Genomic DNA, 17,009 nt, shown 5'->3' with positions numbered 1-17,009 from the left:
CAGAAGAAAGACTATCAATGGCTGAGAATTACGATGTCATCGTTCTGGGTTCCGGCCCCGGCGGTTATGTGGCCGCGATCCGCGCCGCGCAGCTGGGGCTGAAGACCGCCATCGTCGAGCGCGAGAATCTGGGCGGCATTTGCCTCAACTGGGGCTGTATTCCGACCAAGGCGCTGCTGCGTTCGGCGGAAATCTATCATTATATGAGCCATGCCAAGGATTATGGCCTGGTCGCGGAAAAGATCAGCGCCGATATCGAGGCGGTGGTGAAGCGTTCGCGCGGGGTTGCCAAGCAGCTCAATCAGGGCGTCACGCACCTGATGAAGAAGAACAAGATCGCGGTCCATATGGGCGAGGGCAAGCTGGTCGCGAAGGGCAGGCTGTCGGTCACGAAGGACGGCAAGACCGAGGAACTGACGGCAAAGAACATCATCGTCGCCACCGGCGCCCGCGCTCGCGACCTGCCCTTCGCTCCGGCGGACGGCAAGCGGGTGTGGACCTATCGCCATGCCATGACGCCGCCGGAAATGCCCGGCAAGCTGCTGGTCATCGGATCGGGCGCGATCGGGATCGAATTCGCCAGCTTCTACAATGACATGGGCGCCAACGTGACCGTGGTGGAGATGATGGACCGCGTGGTGCCGGTCGAGGATGCCGATGTTTCCGCATTCCTCGAAAAGGCGCTCAAGAAGCAGGGCATGACCATCATGACCGGCGCTGGCGTCGAGAAGCTGGAAGTCGGTGCCAATGGCGTCAAGGCCGCGATCAAGGGCAAGGACGGCAAGATCGTGAATGGCGAATACAGCCATGTCATCGTCGCCATCGGCATCGTGCCCAATACCGAGAATATCGGGCTGGAAACGCTGGGCGTGAAGACCGAGCGGGGCCATATCGTCACCGATCCCAGCTGCAAGACCAATGTGGACGGCATCTGGGCGATCGGCGACGTCACCGCGCCGCCATGGCTGGCGCACAAGGCGAGCCATGAGGGCGTGATCGCGGCGGAGGCGATCGCGGGCAAGCATCCGCACGCCATGGACGTGCGCAACATTCCGGGTTGCACCTATTGCCATCCGCAGATCGCCAGCGTCGGCCTGACCGAAGCCAAGGCGAAGGAAGCAGGCTATGAGGTGAAGGTCGGCATGTTCCCCTTCATCGGCAATGGCAAGGCGATCGCGCTGGGCGAGGCGGAGGGCTTCACCAAGACGGTGTTCGACGCCAGGACCGGGGAATTGCTGGGCGCGCATATGGTCGGCGCGGAAGTGACCGAGATGATCCAGGGCTTCACCATCGGCAAGACGCTGGAAACGACCGAGGCGGAATTGATGCATACGGTCTTCCCGCACCCGACCATTTCGGAATCCATGCATGAAAGCGTGCTCGCCGCTTATGGGCGTGCGCTCCATATCTGATCGGCGCAAAAGCCGGATGAAAGGCGCGGGGGCTTTGGCTCTCGCGCTTTTTTGCGTTCTGGCGATCGCGCTCGTTCAGCGCGCCGGCTGGCTGGATCGATGGAATGCCGGCCTGATGGAAATGGCCGGGCGGGCGCGGAATGGCGGTGCGGGCGGCTATGTCACGCCGGTCATGCTTGCCGCCTCCGCCATCGGGGGAACGGCGGGCCGCTTCCTTCTGGCCGGGATGGCCTGCCTGATCCTCTATTTCCGGGCACGACACCGGGCGGTCTGGCTGCTGCTGCTGGTGATCGGCGGGACGGTGCTGAACCTGGCGCTCAAGCAGGTCTTTGCCGCGCCCCGGCCCGATCTGCTGCCGCATCTCGACATCGTCAACAGCTACAGCTTTCCCAGCGGGCATTCGGCGGGCAACATGATGTTCTTCGGCGCGCTGGCGCTGCTTGCGGGGCGGTGGCCGGCCTATGCGGCGGCGGCGGCCCTTGTCGGGCTGATCGGGGTCAGCCGGGTGTGGCTGGGCGTGCACTGGCCGAGCGACGTGCTGGCCGGATGGATCGAGGGGCTGGGCTGGCTGGCCCTGTGCCGCGCCTGGCTACCAGCGGGGCGAGGGGAGGGTGAGCGCCCGGATCAGGGTGTGATGCGGGGGCATGCCGTCGGCGGTGACGAAGCCATGGACCCAGAAGCTGTCGAACGCCGTCGCGGCGGCGATCGGTAGGAGCAGCGTGGCCGTTCCGGTGAAGAGCGCCCGCGCGCCGCGCAGGGGACAGGCGGGCATCACGGCCAGCAGGGCCAGCGGCAGGACCGGCAGGAAATAGCGGCCCTGCGTCCCCTGAATATAGTCGGCGCCCAGCGGCGTGCCGGTCAGATACATGGCGGTTTCGATCAGCAGCACAATGCCCGCCGCGACGGCCAGCCACCAGAGGCGCTGCCCAGCGGAGAAGCGCGTGCCGCTGCCGCTCAGCATGGCGGCGCCCAGCATCAGTGCCGCCATCGGATAGGCAAGCAGCGGCAGCAATATCGCGTTCCAGCCGAAGCGCCCGACGATCTGGAGCGCATAGACCGGCGCCCGTTCCGTCATGCTGGCAGCGAGGATGCGCAGATAGGCGACGGGGTCTTGCGCGATCACGGCGAGTTGCCGTTCCAGCGGGGCGGTCAGGACGGTCTCTCCGGTCTTGCGGGAGACGATCTGGTAGAGCGCCTGGCTGCCATGGTGACTGGCGCCGGACCATTTCATCCAGAGCAGGAATACCAGCGCGCCTGACGTCATCGCGGCCAGGATCAGCCAGGGGCGCGGATCGCGCCACGCCTTCGGCCAACGCAGCCCGGCGGCCATCAGTGGCAGGTAGACGCCCTTGGCGAGCGCCAGCAGGGGAGCGATGAGGAACAGAGCCGTGCCGCGACGCGCCGCTTGATCGCCGAAAGCGACATGGAGGGCAAGGGCGAGGCCGAGAAAGCCGAGACCGTCGATCACCGCGTCGGGGGAGAGCGATCCGCTCTGATAGGCGAAGGTCGGCAGCAGGGCGGTGGCCAGCATGGCGGGGCGGCCGAAGGGGAGCAGGCGGAGCGCCGCGCCGAGCATGGCGATCGCCAGCAGCGCATTGGCGATCCGCCCGATATAGAAGGCGCCGAGGCGCGGCAGGCCGAGACTGTCGCCGATCCGCAGGCCGAGCGCGCCGGGCGCATAGAGGGTCGGGGAATAGTTGGCGACGTTGGGAAAATCGGCGAAGCGGCGTGCCTCCGTCGATGGGGCGTTCCATGCCTTCACGAGCATGCCCTTGTCGAACAGGCGCGGGGCGGCGGACGCGCCGGTGGGGAAATGGACGTCATGCAGGTCGATGGCGGCGGCGGGCAGGTCTGCGCCGGTCTTCGGGCCGCGCTGTTCGGTCAGCATGCGTCCTTCCGAGAGCATCAGCGCCTTCATATAATGCTGGTTTTCGTCCGGCGCCTGGAAGGGCGGCGTCACGCAGGCGAAGAAGAGGGTGGTGAGGCAGATGAGTGCGAACAGCCATTTTTCATGGGGCATCCATGGCGCCGCCGGAGCGGCGAACGCGCGGGCCCTGGCAAAATTCAATCGTTCCTGTCGCATGATCAACCATGTTCGCGCCCGCATCTGGCGGGCCGGGTGCCGACGGACCTTACCCACAAGCCCTTAATATTTCGCCCGCATTTCCAATCTGCATCATTGTTAAAAAGGGGGTGGGCGTAAGCCTTCCTAAAGCTTTGACGGGCAATCAGCGCGTGGAGGCAAGATCATGTATCTCATTGATTTCCGGCATGAGTTGAACCTGCTCGACATCAAATGGACCGGCACGTTCACGGATCGGGCCATTGCCGATTATGCGCGGCTGCTGAAGCGGCGATTTCTGGAGGAAGCTTTCCAGCCCGGCTATCTGCTGCGCATGGACATGAGCGACAGCGCCGTGCAGACGCGCGAAGCGCTGGACTCCTTCGCCCGCAATCTGGGGGATTTCCCCAAGGCCCGCCGGATCGCCATCGTGACCCCCAGCGTCATCGCGCGGATGCAGGTCCGCCGCATCATGACCCAGCCCTATCTGCGGATATTCGACCTGCCCGATCCGGCATTGCGATGGCTGCTGGCGAAGGAAGAAGGGGCGGCGAACTGATCCGCAGGCGGACCGGCTCCCTGCGCGCATCATTCGCTTTCTTCGATCTCCCTCTTCACCGGCGGGTGCAGCCGCAGGCGGCTGACGCGGCGGCCGTCGCTGGCCAGTATCTCCAGCTTCCAGCCGCTTTCCTCATGCTCGATGATCTCGCCCGGTTCCGGCACCCGGCCCGCGATCACGAAGGCCAGCCCGCCCAGCGTGTCGACATCCTCCTCGACATCGGCGAGCTTCTCGTCGATGTCCTTGGCGACATCGTCCAGTTCGGCGCGCGCGTCGGCTTCCCACAGGCCGCCTTCCAGCGGGACCAGCAGCGCTTCGGGTTCCTCGTCATGCTCGTCCTCGACATCGCCGACGATTTCCTCGACCAGATCCTCGAAGGTCAGCAGGCCTTCGGTGCCGGAATATTCGTCCAGCACGATGGCGAGATGGGTGCGTTTGGCGCGCATTTCCGCGAGCAGGTCAAGCGCGCCCATGCTTTCGGGGACATAGAGCGGCTGGCGGATCAGCGGTTCCAGCGTGTCGGGAACCGGCGCCTTGCCCGCCAGGATCGCGAAGGCGTCGCGGATATGGACCATGCCCACGATCGTATCGAGCGTTTCGCGATAGACCGGGATGCGGCTGTGGCCGGCCTCCGCGAACAGGGCCGCGAGATCGGCGAAGCTCGCCTTTTCCTCGATCGCGATGATGTCCGCGCGGGGAACGGCCACGTCGTCGACCGTATGTTCGGAAAAATGGAGGAGGTTGCGGACCATCTGGCGCTCGATCGCCGAAAGGTCGCCCTTGGCAGGGGGGGAAGTGCCCTTGTCCTGCTCATCCTCGTCATATTCGTCGAGCGCATCCTCCAGCTCGCGGCGGAGGCTGTGGCTCTCTTCTTCACCGAAAAGCAGCGACTTGAGGCCGCTCCATAAACCGCCTTCCTGGCCGCTACTGTCCGATTCCTTCGAACCGTTGCCGTCCTTCGGACTGCCTTCCGCCATTTCCGTTCCTGATCCCCTGTTCAATCTTCAGCCGTACCGGTCCCCATAGGGATCGGAAATGCCGAGGCTGAGGAGCGATTGCGTCTCAAGCGCTTCCATCGCTTCGGCTTCGGCATCCTCCATATGATCATATCCCAGCAAATGAAAAGTCCCATGCACGATCAGATGCGTGGCATGATCGGCAATGGAGATGCCCTTTTCCGCGGCTTCGGCGGCGCAGACCCCCTCCGCCAGCACGATATCGCCCAATATGACCTCGCCATCGTCGGTGTTGGCCGTGGTTTCCAGCAGGTCCGACTGCACCATGGGGAAGGACAGGACGTTGGTCGGCCTGTCCTTCTCCCGATAGGCGCGGTTGAGTTGATGCACCTCCGCGTCGGTGGTGAGCTTGACCGCGACCTCGTACAGCGTTTCCTCCGTCGCGAAGGCGGCATAGGGGCTGTGCGTGATGGCGGCGACGACGGCGCGCTGGGCCAGCAATTCCCAGTCGGCGTCCGGCCAGCCCTGATCGTGGAGGACGGCGACTTCGATCATGCGTCCGGCCCCTCATAGGCCTGGACGATACGGCCGACGACCGGGTGGCGGACGACGTCGCCGATGCCGAAGGGCACGACCGAAATGCCCTCCACCCCCTCCAGCCGGGCGACCGCATCGGCCAGGCCCGAAACGCCCGGCTGCGGCAGGTCGACCTGCCGCGGGTCGCCGCAGATCACCATGCGGCTGCCCTCACCGAAGCGGGTGAGGAACATCTTCATCTGGGCGACGGTGGTGTTCTGCGCCTCGTCCAGCACGATGAAGGCGTTGGCGAGGGTGCGGCCGCGCATGAAGGCGAGGGGCGCGATCTCGATCTCCCCGGACGCGATGCGGCGTTCGACCTGCTCGGCCGGGAGCGTGTCGTAGAGCGCATCGTAGATCGGGCGCAGATAGGGATCGACCTTCTCCTTCATGTCGCCGGGCAGGAAGCCCAGCCGCTCGCCCGCCTCGACGGCGGGGCGGGAGAGGATCAGGCGGTCGACGCTGCCGGTGATGAGCTGGCTGACCGCCTGCGCGACGGCGAGATAGGTCTTGCCGGTGCCCGCCGGGCCGAGTGCGAAGATGATGTCGTTGCGGGTCAGCGCCTCCATGTACGTCACCTGCGTGGCGGAGCGCGGGACGATGGTCTTCTTGCGCGTGCGGATCATCACCTTGGGCGGTTCGGCCACGTCGTGGCGGATGATGCCGTCCAGCATCGGTTCGGCGGACATGGCGATGACGGCTTCGACCGCGCCCGCGTCGATTTCCTGTCCCGCGACGATGCGGTTGTAGAGGCCGGTCATCACGTCGCGGGCGCGGGCGGCGGCTTCGGCCTCGCCCTCGATCTGGAGCTTGTTGCCGCGCGCGGCGATATAGACGCCCAGGCGGTTCTCTATGGCGACGAGATTCTGGTCATATTGCCCGAACAGCGCGCCCAGAAGATGCGGGCGGTCGAAGGTGACTTCGAGACGGGCGCGTTCGGCGACGTCGCCGCGATGATGATGATTGGGTTTCTTCGACATTCAGCAGCCTCCCTTCCCATTTGTCATATCCGCCAGAGCGAATATCCATCTCCTGTCCGTTGCACCCGAGGGACCGGTTCGGAGCTGGGTTCCCGTAGCCACGGAAACGACTTTGAGTAGGTTCAAGCGGCCTTCCTCCTGCTGGGTTCGCCGGCCAGACTGTTCGGGCCGGCACTGATGATATCGACTTCAACCATGTCGCCGATGGAAAGTTCAGGCGCGGTGACGACCACCGACTGGAGCCAGGGTGACTTGCCGATGAGCTGGCCGGGGTGGCGGCCCTTGCGCTCCAGCAGGATGTCCGTGCGGCGGCCGATGGTCGCGGCGTTGAATTCGGCCTGATGCCGGTTGATCGCGGCCTGGAGGCGGGCGAGGCGTTCGTCCATCACCTCCATCGGGATCTGGTGATCCATGTCCGCGGCGGGCGTGCCCGGGCGGGGGCTATATTTGAAGCTGTAGCATTGAGCGTAGCGGACCTGCTCGACGATCTTCAGCGTATCCTCGAACTCGGCGTCGGTTTCACCGGGGAAGCCGACGATGAAGTCGCCGGACAGCGCGATGTCGGCACGGGCTTCGCGGACCCTCTCGATGATGCGCAGATAGCTGTCGGCGCTGTGGCTGCGGTTCATGGCCCTCAGCACCCGGTCATTGCCCGACTGCACGGGCAGATGGAGGAACGGCATCAGCTTGGGTTCGTCGCCATGGGCGGCGATCAGGCCGTCGCTCATGTCGTTGGGGTGGCTGGTGGTGTAGCGGATGCGCTTCAGGGCATCGATCTTGGCCAGTTCGCGGACGAGACCGTCCATGCCTTGTGCGCGGCCCCTGTCGTCCTCGCCTGTCCAGGCATTGACGTTCTGGCCGAGCAGGGTGATTTCCCGCACGCCACCGTCGACCAGCGCCCTGGCTTCATCGAGGATGGCGGACCATGTCCGGCTGATTTCCGCGCCGCGCGTATAGGGCACGACGCAATAGGTGCAGAATTTGTCGCAGCCCTCCATGATCGTCAGGAAAGCGGTGGGCCGCGCCTGCTTCGTACGGGCGGGAAGGGCGCCGAATTTGGAGGCCGGCGGCATGTCAGTATCGACCGCCGTTTCCCCGCGACCGGCCTTGTCGATGAGGTCGGGCAGGTGATGATAGGCCTGCGGGCCGACGACGATGTCGACATTGCGGGCGCGGCGCTGGATTTCGCCGCCCTCCGCCTGCGCGACGCAGCCCGCGACCGCGATCATCGGGCGGGTGCCGTCCTCGCGGGTCAGGCGGCCGATGTCGGAATAGACCTTGTCCACCGCCTTTTCGCGGATGTGGCAGGTGTTGAGGATGACCAGATCGGCCTCTGCGCCCTCGGCGGCGGGGATCATGCCGCGCGTGCCCAGCATCTCGGCCATGCGCTCGCCATCATAGACGTTCATCTGGCAGCCGAAGGATTTGACGTGGAAAGTCGCTGGAGTCTTTGGGGCGTCGTTACGATTCATGTGGGCCAGCTATACAGGGGGCCGCGCCGGAGTGAAAGGTGGCGATGCTTGCCGCGATTCTTTCCTGCGTCATCGCAGCCAATATCTTGCGATCCGGGCAAATGGCGGGGTCGAACGGCTCCAGAAAACGCAGCGTGACGTCAAGGCGGCCCTGGCGTTCGAGCAGGCGCCTTACGTTCGCGCCAGCGGGTTCGGCGCCATGCCAGGCGATTTCGGGGGTGGCCGCGCCATAATCGATATGCACGGGTTGAATGCGGACCGAGCGGGGCGGCGGGAGAAGGACGGCGAGCAGCGAAGGCTTGAACGGCAGCAGGCCGCTGCCGTCGCTGGTGGTACCCTCCGGAAAGAGCGCGACGGGCTGATGCCCGGCCAGCGCGGCGCGCAGGGCATCGAGTTGGGACGACAGCGCCCCGCGCCGGTTGCGGGATACGAACAGCGTGTTGTTCTGCGCCGCGAGCCAGCCGATGACCGGCCAGCCCGCTATGCCGTCATGCGCGACGAAGGCGGCGCCGGTCGCGCCGCCGAGCGCCAATATGTCGATCCAGCTCACATGATTGGCGACGATGAAACTGTCGCCGTGGAAGACGTGCCCGTCCACCCGCACGCGTGCGCCGACCGAGCGGGCGGCCATGCCGAGAAAGCGTTGCGGCCATGGCGAGCGAAAGCCCGCCATGCGCCAGAGCAGATGCGGGATCAGGCAGAGCAGCAGGCTGGCGGCCAGCGCGCCGGTACGCGCCCATAAGCGGATGGTGCGGCGCAATCCGGGCAAGCTGCCCTCAGTTCTTGCGGTCGATCGCGACGCCGTACAGTTCCATGCGGTGGTCGACCAGGCGGAAGCCCAGCTTTTCGGCGATCTGCTTTTGCAACTGTTCCAGTTCCGGATCGACGAATTCGATCACATTGCCGGTTTCCACATCGATCAGATGATCGTGGTGGGATTCGGGCGCCGCCTCATAGCGGGCGCGGCCGTCGCCGAAATCGTGGCGCTCCAGGATGCCCGCTTCTTCGAACAGGCGCACCGTGCGATAGACGGTGGCGATCGAAATGCCCGGATCGATGGCGGCCGAGCGACGATGCAGTTCCTCGACATCCGGATGATCGACCGCGTCGCTCAACACCTGGGCGATGACGCGGCGCTGTTCTGTGATGCGCAGGCCCTTTTCATGACATAGGGCTTCAACGTCGATCTTGCGGTTCATGCAGGCTCACTTGGCTGGAATATGGCTAATTCGGTGAAAGCCTAGCGGCTTTTCCCCCAATGTAAAAGGGGCGCGCAGTCCACGCACCCCTTTGTCGATGGCTTTCGGCCTGAAGTCCGGCGGCTTATTTCGCGCGGGTGCGGCGGCGCTTGGTGCCCAGGCCGATCTTCTTGGCCAGGCTGCGGCGCTGTTCGGCATAGTTGGGGGCGACCATCGGATAGTCGGCGGGCAGGCCCCACTTGGCGCGATAATCCTCCGGCGTCATCTGATAATGGGTCATCAGGTGCCGCTTCAGCATCTTCAGCTTCTTGCCGTCTTCCAGGCAGATGATGTAGTCCGGTTTGACCGAAGAACGGACCGACACGGCGGGTTCCGGCTTCACTTCCGGCGCGGCGGCCGGGGTCGCGAGGCCCGAAAGCGCGGCATGCACATTCTGGATCAGGGTAGACACGTCAGAGACGGCGACACTGTTGTTGGAGACATGCGCCGCCACAATGTCCGACGTCAAAGTAATGAGCAGTTCGCTCTGCGCGGATTCGATTTCCATTTCTTTTCCTTGCGAAGGCAATTGTTTGTGCGACCCGCCCAAGGAAAATCATTTCAGGAGCGGTAGGGGTCAGCTATACCTGCCATATGTGTTTTGCAAGCGGCGATTTACGTCATCTCAGCATATCGAGACGAAAACTCAACGCATCATGAAGTTGTCCGTCGTTACCGCGATAGTAACCGGGGCGTCGGTGGACATATTCGAAACCCGTTTTTTCATACAGCCTGATCGCTGTATTGGACGCGCGAACTTCTAGATTCATCGACGTAATGCCCCGTCTGCGCGCTGTCTTGAGGCTGTCGAGCAACAGCGCCTCGCCGACGCCGCGCCCGCGCCATAGCGGGCTGACCGCCAGCAGGAGCAATTCGCATTCGTCCAGCACCGACCGGACCAGCGCGAAACCCAGCGGCGCCGCATCGACGCGGGCGATGGTCAGCCAGGTTCCGGGCATGGTCATGACTCCGGCCAGTTGGGGCAGGGTCCATGCCTCGCCATAGGCAGGATCGAAGGCGCGGGCCATCACGTCCATCGCATCGCTCATCGCGTTGCGTTCGCCATCGTCATAGGTTTCGAGGGAGAGGCCGGGGATCATGATGCCGCCCGCTGCGCCATCGGCTTTGCGTCGGCGCCACGGCAATAGATGGGCGAAGGGGGCAGGGGCGGCTGGGCGGCGATCAGCGGATAATCGGCGGCATCGGGATAGAGGCTGATCGCGGTGCCTGCTCCGCGCGCCGTGACCAGCGCTTGGGCGCCGGTGCCGTAAAGGACGGGATCGGCGATCTGCCCGGCCAGGACAGCGATCGCGGTGGAGGCGGGAGGCGTGGTCGCCAAAAGTCCGTCGCCGGAGAAGCTTTGCCAGAACAGTTCGCCATGGCCGCCGGTGATGGCGACGGTCAGCGACCCTCCCTCATGCCTGCCTTGATGCCCCGTCCCATGTCCCGCGGCCGCCTTGGCCGCGATCAGCGACAGGGCGCTGTAGCCGCGCAGGGGAATGTTCCAGGCGAGGGCAAGGGCGCGGGCGGCGGCTATGCCGATCCGGACGCCGGTGAAGCTGCCGGGGCCGACATCCACGGCGATCGCATCGGCGCGGCCGCCATCCGGCATGGAGGCGATGGCGGGCAGCAGCGCTTCGGCATGGCCGCGCCCGACGATCTGGTGAAAATGGCCGGCAGGCGCGCCGTCATCGAGCAGCGCCACCGACAGCGCCTGTGTCGCGGTATCGATGACCAATATGCGCAAAGAAAACCCCTGTAATCCGCCCGTCCGATACCTGTTCGATTAGCGGTTAGTCGATCGGAAGCGATTTGCCAATCGGCCGGGCGGCATCTGTTGCGCGGCGTCAGACGGCGCGAACCTCGGTCACTTCCGGCACATAATGTTTCAGCAGCTGCTCGATGCCGTTCTTGAGCGTCGCGGTGGAGGATGGACATCCCGAACAGGCGCCCTGCATCCGCAGATAGACGGTGCCCTTGTCGAAGCCGCGATAGATGATGTCGCCGCCGTCATTGGCGACCGCCGGGCGGACGCGCGTGTCGATCAGCTCGCGAATCTGCGCGACGATTTCGGCGTCTTCGGGATCGTCGGACAATTCCTCCTCGGCCGGTACGACGATTTCCCCGGCCGAACCCGGCGTGAACAGCGGCATGTTGGCCGAGAAATGGTCGAGCAGGATCGAGAGGATGTCGGGCTTCACGTCGCTCCACTGCGCGCCGGGCGCGATGGTCACCGAAATGAAGTCGCCGCCGAAGAACACGCCGGTCACATCGCCCAGGTCAAACAGCGCCGTGGCGAGCGGAGAGGCCTCCGCCTCCTCCGGCGTCGCGAAGTCGCGGGTGCCCATGCCCATGACCACGCGGCCGGGAATGAATTTGACGGTGGCCGGATTGGGCGTCGCTTCGGTCTCGATCAACATGCGCGCTATGTGGAGAGATGCGTGCGCAAGATCAAGCTTTCGTGCTAAATTGCGTGACGGAACTTCGCTTGCAGCCGTCGATTGAGTCCCGTGAGATCGAAGGGAGAGAAGAGATGAGCAATGAGTCCGATATCCGCCACCGTTTCTGGACCGAATTGTCGCAAAGTCCTTTTGTGATGGTCGGGCTGCAGGGATCGCATGAGCATAGCATGCCGATGACGGCGCAGCTCGATCCCGGCGCGAACCATTGTTTCTGGTTCTATACGACGCGCGAAAACCGGCTGGCGCCCGGTGGCCCGGCGATGGCCCAGTTCGTGGCCAAGGGGCATTTCCTGTTCGCCTGCATCGACGGCACGCTGGTCGAGGAGACGGACCCGGCGGTGATCGATCGCTATTGGACCCATGACGTTGCGAGCTGGTATCCGGGCGGGCGGCAGGACCCGCATCTGTTGATGCTCCGTTTCGATCTGGGGCATGCGGAAATCTGGCGCGCGGACATGTCGCTGGGCGGCATGTTCCGGCAGATGTTCGGCGGCGACGTGCGCGATGAGATGCGCGGCAAGCATGTCGAAGTGACCCTTTGAAATCACGCGGTTCCCGAGGGTTTGTTGGGAAACGCGCGGAAGAGCGCATTTCGAGGCGGCGCCCGCCATGCGCCGAAAGGTGCCTTTCCCAACAAACCCTCAGGAGCCGCTTGCTTTTTCCTGTCTTTGCCGCCATATGCGCTGCAGCGCAGCAGTTGGGCCTTGTCGGCCCCATCAGCGATTGGCAGCGTGATCGCTCCGGCCGGAACAGGCGCAGGAGCCGGCCAATGAAAGTCTGCGCCAAGCTTTGAGGCTTCCCTTTTCACGCGGGTCGTTTCGTAACCCGCCTTGCGCCCCGGTCGTGCCGGATGGCGCCGGGGCAGACTTTGTGAGTTCATTTCCATGCAATTTACCGACCTTGGCCTTGCCGAGCCGATCCTGAAGGCGCTCGCCGCCAAGAAATATGGGTCGCCGACCCCGATCCAGAGCCAGGCCATTCCCGTTTTGCTCAAGGGCAAGGATCTCTGCGGCATCGCGCAGACCGGCACCGGCAAGACGGCCGCCTTCGCCCTGCCGAGCCTTGACCATTTCGCACGCAATCCCAAGCCTACGCCCTTGCAGGGCTGCCGCATGCTGGTGCTGTCGCCCACGCGCGAGCTGGCGGCGCAGATCGCCCAGAGCTTCCGCGACTATGGCCGTTTCCTGAAATTTTCGGTGGAGGTCGTGTTCGGCGGCGTACCCATCAACAAGCAGATTCGCGCGCTGGGCCGTGGCGCCGACATCGTGGTGGCGACGCCGGGCCGTCTGCTCGACCTGATCGACCAGCGTGCCTTCACCATCAAGGATACTGAAATCTTCGTCCTCGACGAGGCGGACCAGATGATGGACATGGGCTTCATCCATCCGCTGAAGCGCATTGCCAAGCTGTTGCCGAAGGAGAGGCAGAATCTCTTCTTTTCCGCCACCATGCCGGGCGAGATCGAGGCGCTGGCCGCGCAGTTCCTGAATGACCCGGTGAAGGTGAGCGTCGCGCCGCAGTCGACCACGGCGGAGCGGGTGCGCCAGCAGGCGACCTTCGTCAACCAGATGGAGAAGCAGGCGCTGCTCAACCTGACGATCAGGAACGAGGATATCGACCGCGCGCTGATCTTCACCCGGACCAAGCATGGCGCGGATCGCGTCGTGCGGTTCCTGGAGGGTGCGGGCATCCAGGCCGTCGCCATCCATGGCAACAAGAGCCAGGCGCAGCGGACCACGGCCTTGCAGGCCTTCCGCCACGGCCATGTGAAGCTGCTGGTCGCGACCGATATCGCCGCGCGCGGGATCGATGTGTCGGGTGTGTCCCATGTCATCAATTTCGAGCTGCCCAACGTGCCGGAGCAATATGTGCACCGCATCGGCCGCACCGCGCGCGCCGGTGCCGAGGGCATTGCGATCAGCTTCGTGGCGGACGATGAGCGGCCCTATCTGAAAGCCATCGAGCGCACGACCAAGGTGAAGCTGGACATCGTCCCCCTGCCTGAGAATTTCGTGGAAGCGGTGCGCAACCTTCCCAAGGCCGCGCCGCAGCGCAAGGGCCAGCAGCGCGAGCAGACGCCGGAACAGAAGGCGAAGCGGGCCGAAGGACAGCGTCGCTATCAGGACCAGCAGAAGCAGCAGCGCGGCAATGCCGAGCGGGCGCATCGGCCCGATGGCGATGCCAAGCCCGCGAAGAAGAATTTTCGCCGCCGGCGCGGTGGCGGCGGCGTCGGCGCGCACAAGGGCGCCGTGCAGAAGACGGGCGGCCGGTAAGGCTTTCCGCCCTGTCATGATCCGGGATGGCCGGGGGATAGGACAGGTCGTTCATCCTTCGGCGATCTTTGTCAGTGGCCATTCAGGAAAATCTCATTAGGCTGCGCGCCCATGAGCTTTCCCTTCCGGCGTCCTGCCGCTTCGCTGTCCGTCCTTGCCCTGCTGCTCTCGGGAGTTTCCGCGCCTCTGGCCGCGAAGACAGACCCGGTCGCCAATACGGCCGTGCCCGGATCGACCAAGGCGCAGGTGAGGCCCTGGCTTTATGAGAATAGCGACGTGCCGATCGATCCGGCATGGCGCTTCGGCGAACTGTCGAACGGGCTGCGCTATGCGATCCGGCGCAATGGCGTGCCGCCGGGCCAGGTTTCGGTCAGGCTGCGGATCGATGCCGGGTCGCTGATGGAGCATCCCGACGAACTGGGTTACGCCCATTTCATGGAGCATCTGACCTTCCGCGGCTCCCGCCATGTGCCCGATGGCGAATCCAAGCGCATCTGGCAGCGGCTGGGCGTGACCTTCGGCAGCGACAGCAATGCGCAGACGACGCCGACGGGGACGACCTATGCGCTCGATCTGCCGCAGGCGACGCAGGCGAGCTTGGGCGAGAGCCTGAAGATCCTGGCGGGCATGATGGCCGATCCCAACATCGTGGACAGTGCGGTGAATGCCGAACGCGCTGTGGTGCTGGCCGAAAAGCGCGAGGGCGATGGGCCGCAGATGCGGATTTCCGACGCCACGCGGCAGCATTTCTTCGCGGGCCAGCCGCTTGCCGATCACAGCCCGATCGGCACGGTGGCGACGCTGAACGCGGTGACGGCGGCGAAGATGGAGGCGTTCCACCAGCGCTGGTATCGGCCCGAAAACGCGGTGATCTCCATCGCGGGCGACATCGACCCGGCGATGGCGGAGCAGCTCATCAAGGATAATTTCGCGTCCTGGACGGTGCCGGGCAAGGGCGCGCCGCTGCCCGATTTCGGCGAGCCTGATCCCAAGGCGCCTGCGACGCGGGTGACGGTCGAGCCGGGAGCGCCCACCGGCCTTACCATGGCGTGGCTGCGGCCGTGGAAGCCGCATGCCGACACCATCGTCTATAATCAGGACAAGCTGACCGACATGCTGGCCCTTCAGATCGTCAACCGCAGGCTGGAGCAGGCGGCGCGGGCGGGCGGCAGCTTCCTGCAGGCGAGCGCGGACCAGCAGGATGTGAGCCGCTCGGCCGACGGCACCTTCATCACCCTGGTACCTTCGGGCGGCAATTGGGAAAAGGCGCTGGCCGATGTCCGCGCCATCATCGAGGATGCGAAGGACACGCCGCCCAGCCAGATCGAGATCGACCGCGAATATGCGCAGATGGACACGGCGCTCGCGATCCAGGTCGAAAATGCCGATACCGAGGCCGGGGCCAAGCAGGCGAGCGATCTGGTGAGTGCGGTGGACATTCGCGAAACCACGGTCAGCCCGCAGGCGGCGCTCGATATTTTCCGTTCGGGCAAGCCGGCGATGACGCCGCAGAAGATATTGGATTCGACCAGGCGGCTGTTCTCCGCAGGCGTGTTCCGGGCAATGCTGGTCACCGGAAAGGTGCTGCCGGGCGTCGACGCGAAGCTGGCGGCGGCGGTCGCGGCGCCGGTCAAGGCGGCGACCAATGCACGGCTGGGCGACAAGGCCGTGACCATGGCCGACCTGCCGAAACTGGGTGCGCCGGGCAAGGTCGTGTCGCGCACGCCGGTCGGCCTGCCGGGGATGGAGAGCGTCACCTTCTCCAACGGCGTCAAGCTGACGCTCTTCGCCAATGACGCGGAGACGGAGAAGGTGCGCATCAACGTCCGCTTCGGCCATGGGCAGCAGGCCTTTTCACCGACGAAGCCGGTGCCGGGCTGGGCCGCCGACTATGCGCTGGTGGCGAGCGGGATCGGCAAGCTCGGCCAGCGGGAACTGGACGACCTGACCAACGGGCGGCGCATGGGGATGGATTTCTCCATCGACGACGATGCATTCGAATTGCAGGCGGTGACGCGTCCGGCGGATTACAAGGACCAGTTGCAGCTGTTCGCGACCAAGCTGTTCGCGCCGGGATGGGACCCGGCGCCGATCGCGCGGGTCAAGACCGGGGCTGGGGTCGCCTATGATGCGATGGCGCGGGCGGCCGACAGCGTGCTGGCGCGCGATCTCAACTGGTTGCTGCATGACAAGGATGTGCGTTTCCGCACCCCGTCCCGGGCCGAGATTGACGGGCTGACGCCGCAGGCCTTCCGCGCGACATGGGAGCCGCTGCTGGCGTCGGGGCCGATCGAGATCCAGATTTTCGGGCAAGTGAAGGCCGATGACGCCATTGCCGCGGTGGCGGCGACTTTCGGCGCCTTACCGCCGCGTCCCGACCTGCCGGTTCCGGCGGCGAACAGGCTGATGCGCTTCCCGGCCCATGTCGAAACGCCGGTCGTGCTGCGGCACAAGGGAGACAAGGAGCAGGCGGCGGCGGTCATGGCCTGGCCGACGGCAGGCGGCTTTGCCCTGACCAGGGAAGCGCGGCAGCTCGAAATATTGACGCAGATCTTCAACGACCGGCTGTTCGACAAGCTGCGCTCGACCGAAGGCGCGGCCTATTCGCCCAGCGTGCAGAATAACTGGCCCTTTTCCTATGAGGGCGGTGGTTACATCCTGGTGACCAGCCAGGTGCGGCCGGACAAGGTCAAATATTTCTACGGCGTGGTGAAGGATACGGCCGCGGACCTCGCCAAAAATCCGGTAAGCGATGATGAATTGCAGCGCGCCGTCGCACCGATGCGGCAATTGCTGATGCGGGCGGGGACGGGCAATGCCTTCTGGATGAACCAGATGGAAGGGGCGACCCATGATCCCCGCTATGTCCAGGCGATGCAGACCATGGCGCAGGACATGTTGACGGTGACGGCGGCGGACATCCAGAAGCTGGCCGCCAAATATCTGGTGCCGGGCAAGAGTTGGTCGGCGGTCGTCCTGCCTGAAGGCATCGCCGCGCAATAGCGGCCGCCCGGCGGCT

General features: G+C 64.9%; 16 protein-coding genes and 1 pseudogene. 6 read left to right on the top strand and 11 right to left on the bottom strand.

What is annotated here, in order from left to right; genetic code table 11:
- The first annotated feature begins 17 nt into the window (after positions 1–17).
- Together lpdA and MJ601_RS01240 are read left to right on the top strand one after the other, a co-directional pair.
- A complete protein-coding gene (gene lpdA, locus MJ601_RS01245; protein WP_242122750.1) occupies positions 18–1,412 on the top strand; it encodes a dihydrolipoyl dehydrogenase in 1,395 nt (464 codons plus the stop codon).
- A complete protein-coding gene (locus tag MJ601_RS01240; RefSeq protein ID WP_491572874.1) occupies positions 1,390–2,124 on the top strand; it encodes a phosphatase PAP2 family protein in 735 nt (244 codons plus the stop codon). The genes lpdA and MJ601_RS01240 overlap by 23 nt, the downstream gene beginning before the upstream one ends.
- A 135-nt stretch (positions 2,125–2,259) precedes the next feature.
- Here the strand turns inward: MJ601_RS01240 and MJ601_RS01235 are convergent.
- Positions 2,260–3,432, bottom strand: a pseudogene (locus MJ601_RS01235) (DUF2142 domain-containing protein); the annotation flags it as partial.
- Between the two features lie 229 nt (positions 3,433–3,661).
- On the opposite strand from MJ601_RS01235, the gene MJ601_RS01230 reads away from it, so the two are divergent.
- Positions 3,662–4,033: an STAS/SEC14 domain-containing protein gene (locus tag MJ601_RS01230; RefSeq protein WP_242122748.1), complete on the top strand. Its 372-nt coding sequence runs from the start codon at positions 3,662–3,664 to the stop codon at positions 4,031–4,033.
- 29 nt (positions 4,034–4,062) lie between these two features.
- Here MJ601_RS01230 and MJ601_RS01225 read toward each other — a convergent pair whose 3' ends face one another.
- From MJ601_RS01225 to MJ601_RS01180, 10 genes are all read right to left on the bottom strand, one after another.
- Positions 4,063–5,010: a hemolysin family protein gene (locus tag MJ601_RS01225; protein WP_242122747.1), complete on the bottom strand. Its 948-nt coding sequence runs from the start codon at positions 5,008–5,010 to the stop codon at positions 4,063–4,065.
- A gap of 27 nt (positions 5,011–5,037) precedes the next feature.
- Entirely contained in the window at positions 5,038–5,544 is a 507-nt protein-coding gene (ybeY, locus tag MJ601_RS01220) for an rRNA maturation RNase YbeY (protein WP_242122746.1), read from the bottom strand.
- Entirely contained in the window at positions 5,541–6,545 is a 1,005-nt protein-coding gene (locus MJ601_RS01215) for a PhoH family protein (protein WP_242122745.1), read from the bottom strand. Before MJ601_RS01215 ends, ybeY begins: the two co-directional genes overlap by 4 nt.
- A gap of 122 nt (positions 6,546–6,667) precedes the next feature.
- Positions 6,668–8,017 carry a tRNA (N6-isopentenyl adenosine(37)-C2)-methylthiotransferase MiaB gene (gene miaB / locus MJ601_RS01210; protein ID WP_242122744.1) on the bottom strand — a complete coding sequence of 450 codons (1,350 nt, stop codon included), beginning with the start codon at positions 8,015–8,017 and terminating at the stop codon, positions 6,668–6,670.
- A complete protein-coding gene (locus tag MJ601_RS01205; RefSeq protein ID WP_242122743.1) occupies positions 8,007–8,786 on the bottom strand; it encodes a lysophospholipid acyltransferase family protein in 780 nt (259 codons plus the stop codon). The genes miaB and MJ601_RS01205 overlap by 11 nt, the downstream gene beginning before the upstream one ends.
- Before the next feature lie 7 nt (positions 8,787–8,793).
- Entirely contained in the window at positions 8,794–9,216 is a 423-nt protein-coding gene (locus MJ601_RS01200) for a Fur family transcriptional regulator (protein ID WP_242122742.1), read from the bottom strand.
- Positions 9,217–9,340: 124 nt separating this feature from the next.
- Positions 9,341–9,763: a Ros/MucR family transcriptional regulator gene (locus tag MJ601_RS01195; RefSeq protein ID WP_242122741.1), complete on the bottom strand. Its 423-nt coding sequence runs from the start codon at positions 9,761–9,763 to the stop codon at positions 9,341–9,343.
- Between the two features lie 112 nt (positions 9,764–9,875).
- Complete coding sequence (locus MJ601_RS01190; protein ID WP_242122740.1) at positions 9,876–10,355, bottom strand: GNAT family N-acetyltransferase; 480 nt, start codon at positions 10,353–10,355, stop codon at positions 9,876–9,878.
- Positions 10,352–11,002: a tRNA (adenosine(37)-N6)-threonylcarbamoyltransferase complex dimerization subunit type 1 TsaB gene (gene tsaB / locus MJ601_RS01185; RefSeq protein WP_242122739.1), complete on the bottom strand. Its 651-nt coding sequence runs from the start codon at positions 11,000–11,002 to the stop codon at positions 10,352–10,354. Before tsaB ends, MJ601_RS01190 begins: the two co-directional genes overlap by 4 nt.
- Before the next feature lie 100 nt (positions 11,003–11,102).
- Positions 11,103–11,675 carry a NifU family protein gene (locus tag MJ601_RS01180; RefSeq protein WP_242122738.1) on the bottom strand — a complete coding sequence of 191 codons (573 nt, stop codon included), beginning with the start codon at positions 11,673–11,675 and terminating at the stop codon, positions 11,103–11,105.
- A gap of 113 nt (positions 11,676–11,788) precedes the next feature.
- On the opposite strand from MJ601_RS01180, the gene MJ601_RS01175 reads away from it, so the two are divergent.
- The 3 genes from MJ601_RS01175 (at position 11,789) to MJ601_RS01165 (ending at position 16,993) form a co-directional block, all read left to right on the top strand.
- Positions 11,789–12,259, top strand: a complete 471-nt coding sequence (locus tag MJ601_RS01175) for a pyridoxamine 5'-phosphate oxidase family protein (protein ID WP_242122737.1) — start codon at positions 11,789–11,791, stop codon at positions 12,257–12,259.
- 342 nt (positions 12,260–12,601) lie between these two features.
- Positions 12,602–13,990 carry a DEAD/DEAH box helicase gene (locus tag MJ601_RS01170; protein WP_242122736.1) on the top strand — a complete coding sequence of 463 codons (1,389 nt, stop codon included), beginning with the start codon at positions 12,602–12,604 and terminating at the stop codon, positions 13,988–13,990.
- A 111-nt stretch (positions 13,991–14,101) separates the two neighbouring features.
- Positions 14,102–16,993: a M16 family metallopeptidase gene (locus MJ601_RS01165; RefSeq protein ID WP_242122735.1), complete on the top strand. Its 2,892-nt coding sequence runs from the start codon at positions 14,102–14,104 to the stop codon at positions 16,991–16,993.
- The last annotated feature ends 16 nt before the right edge of the window (positions 16,994–17,009 follow it).

It is taken from the genome of Sphingobium trunci, assembly GCF_022664535.1.
Lineage (GTDB): Bacteria > Pseudomonadota > Alphaproteobacteria > Sphingomonadales > Sphingomonadaceae > Sphingobium.
Note: the sequence above shows the minus strand (reverse complement) of the source record. Positions and strands in the feature narration are given on the sequence as shown.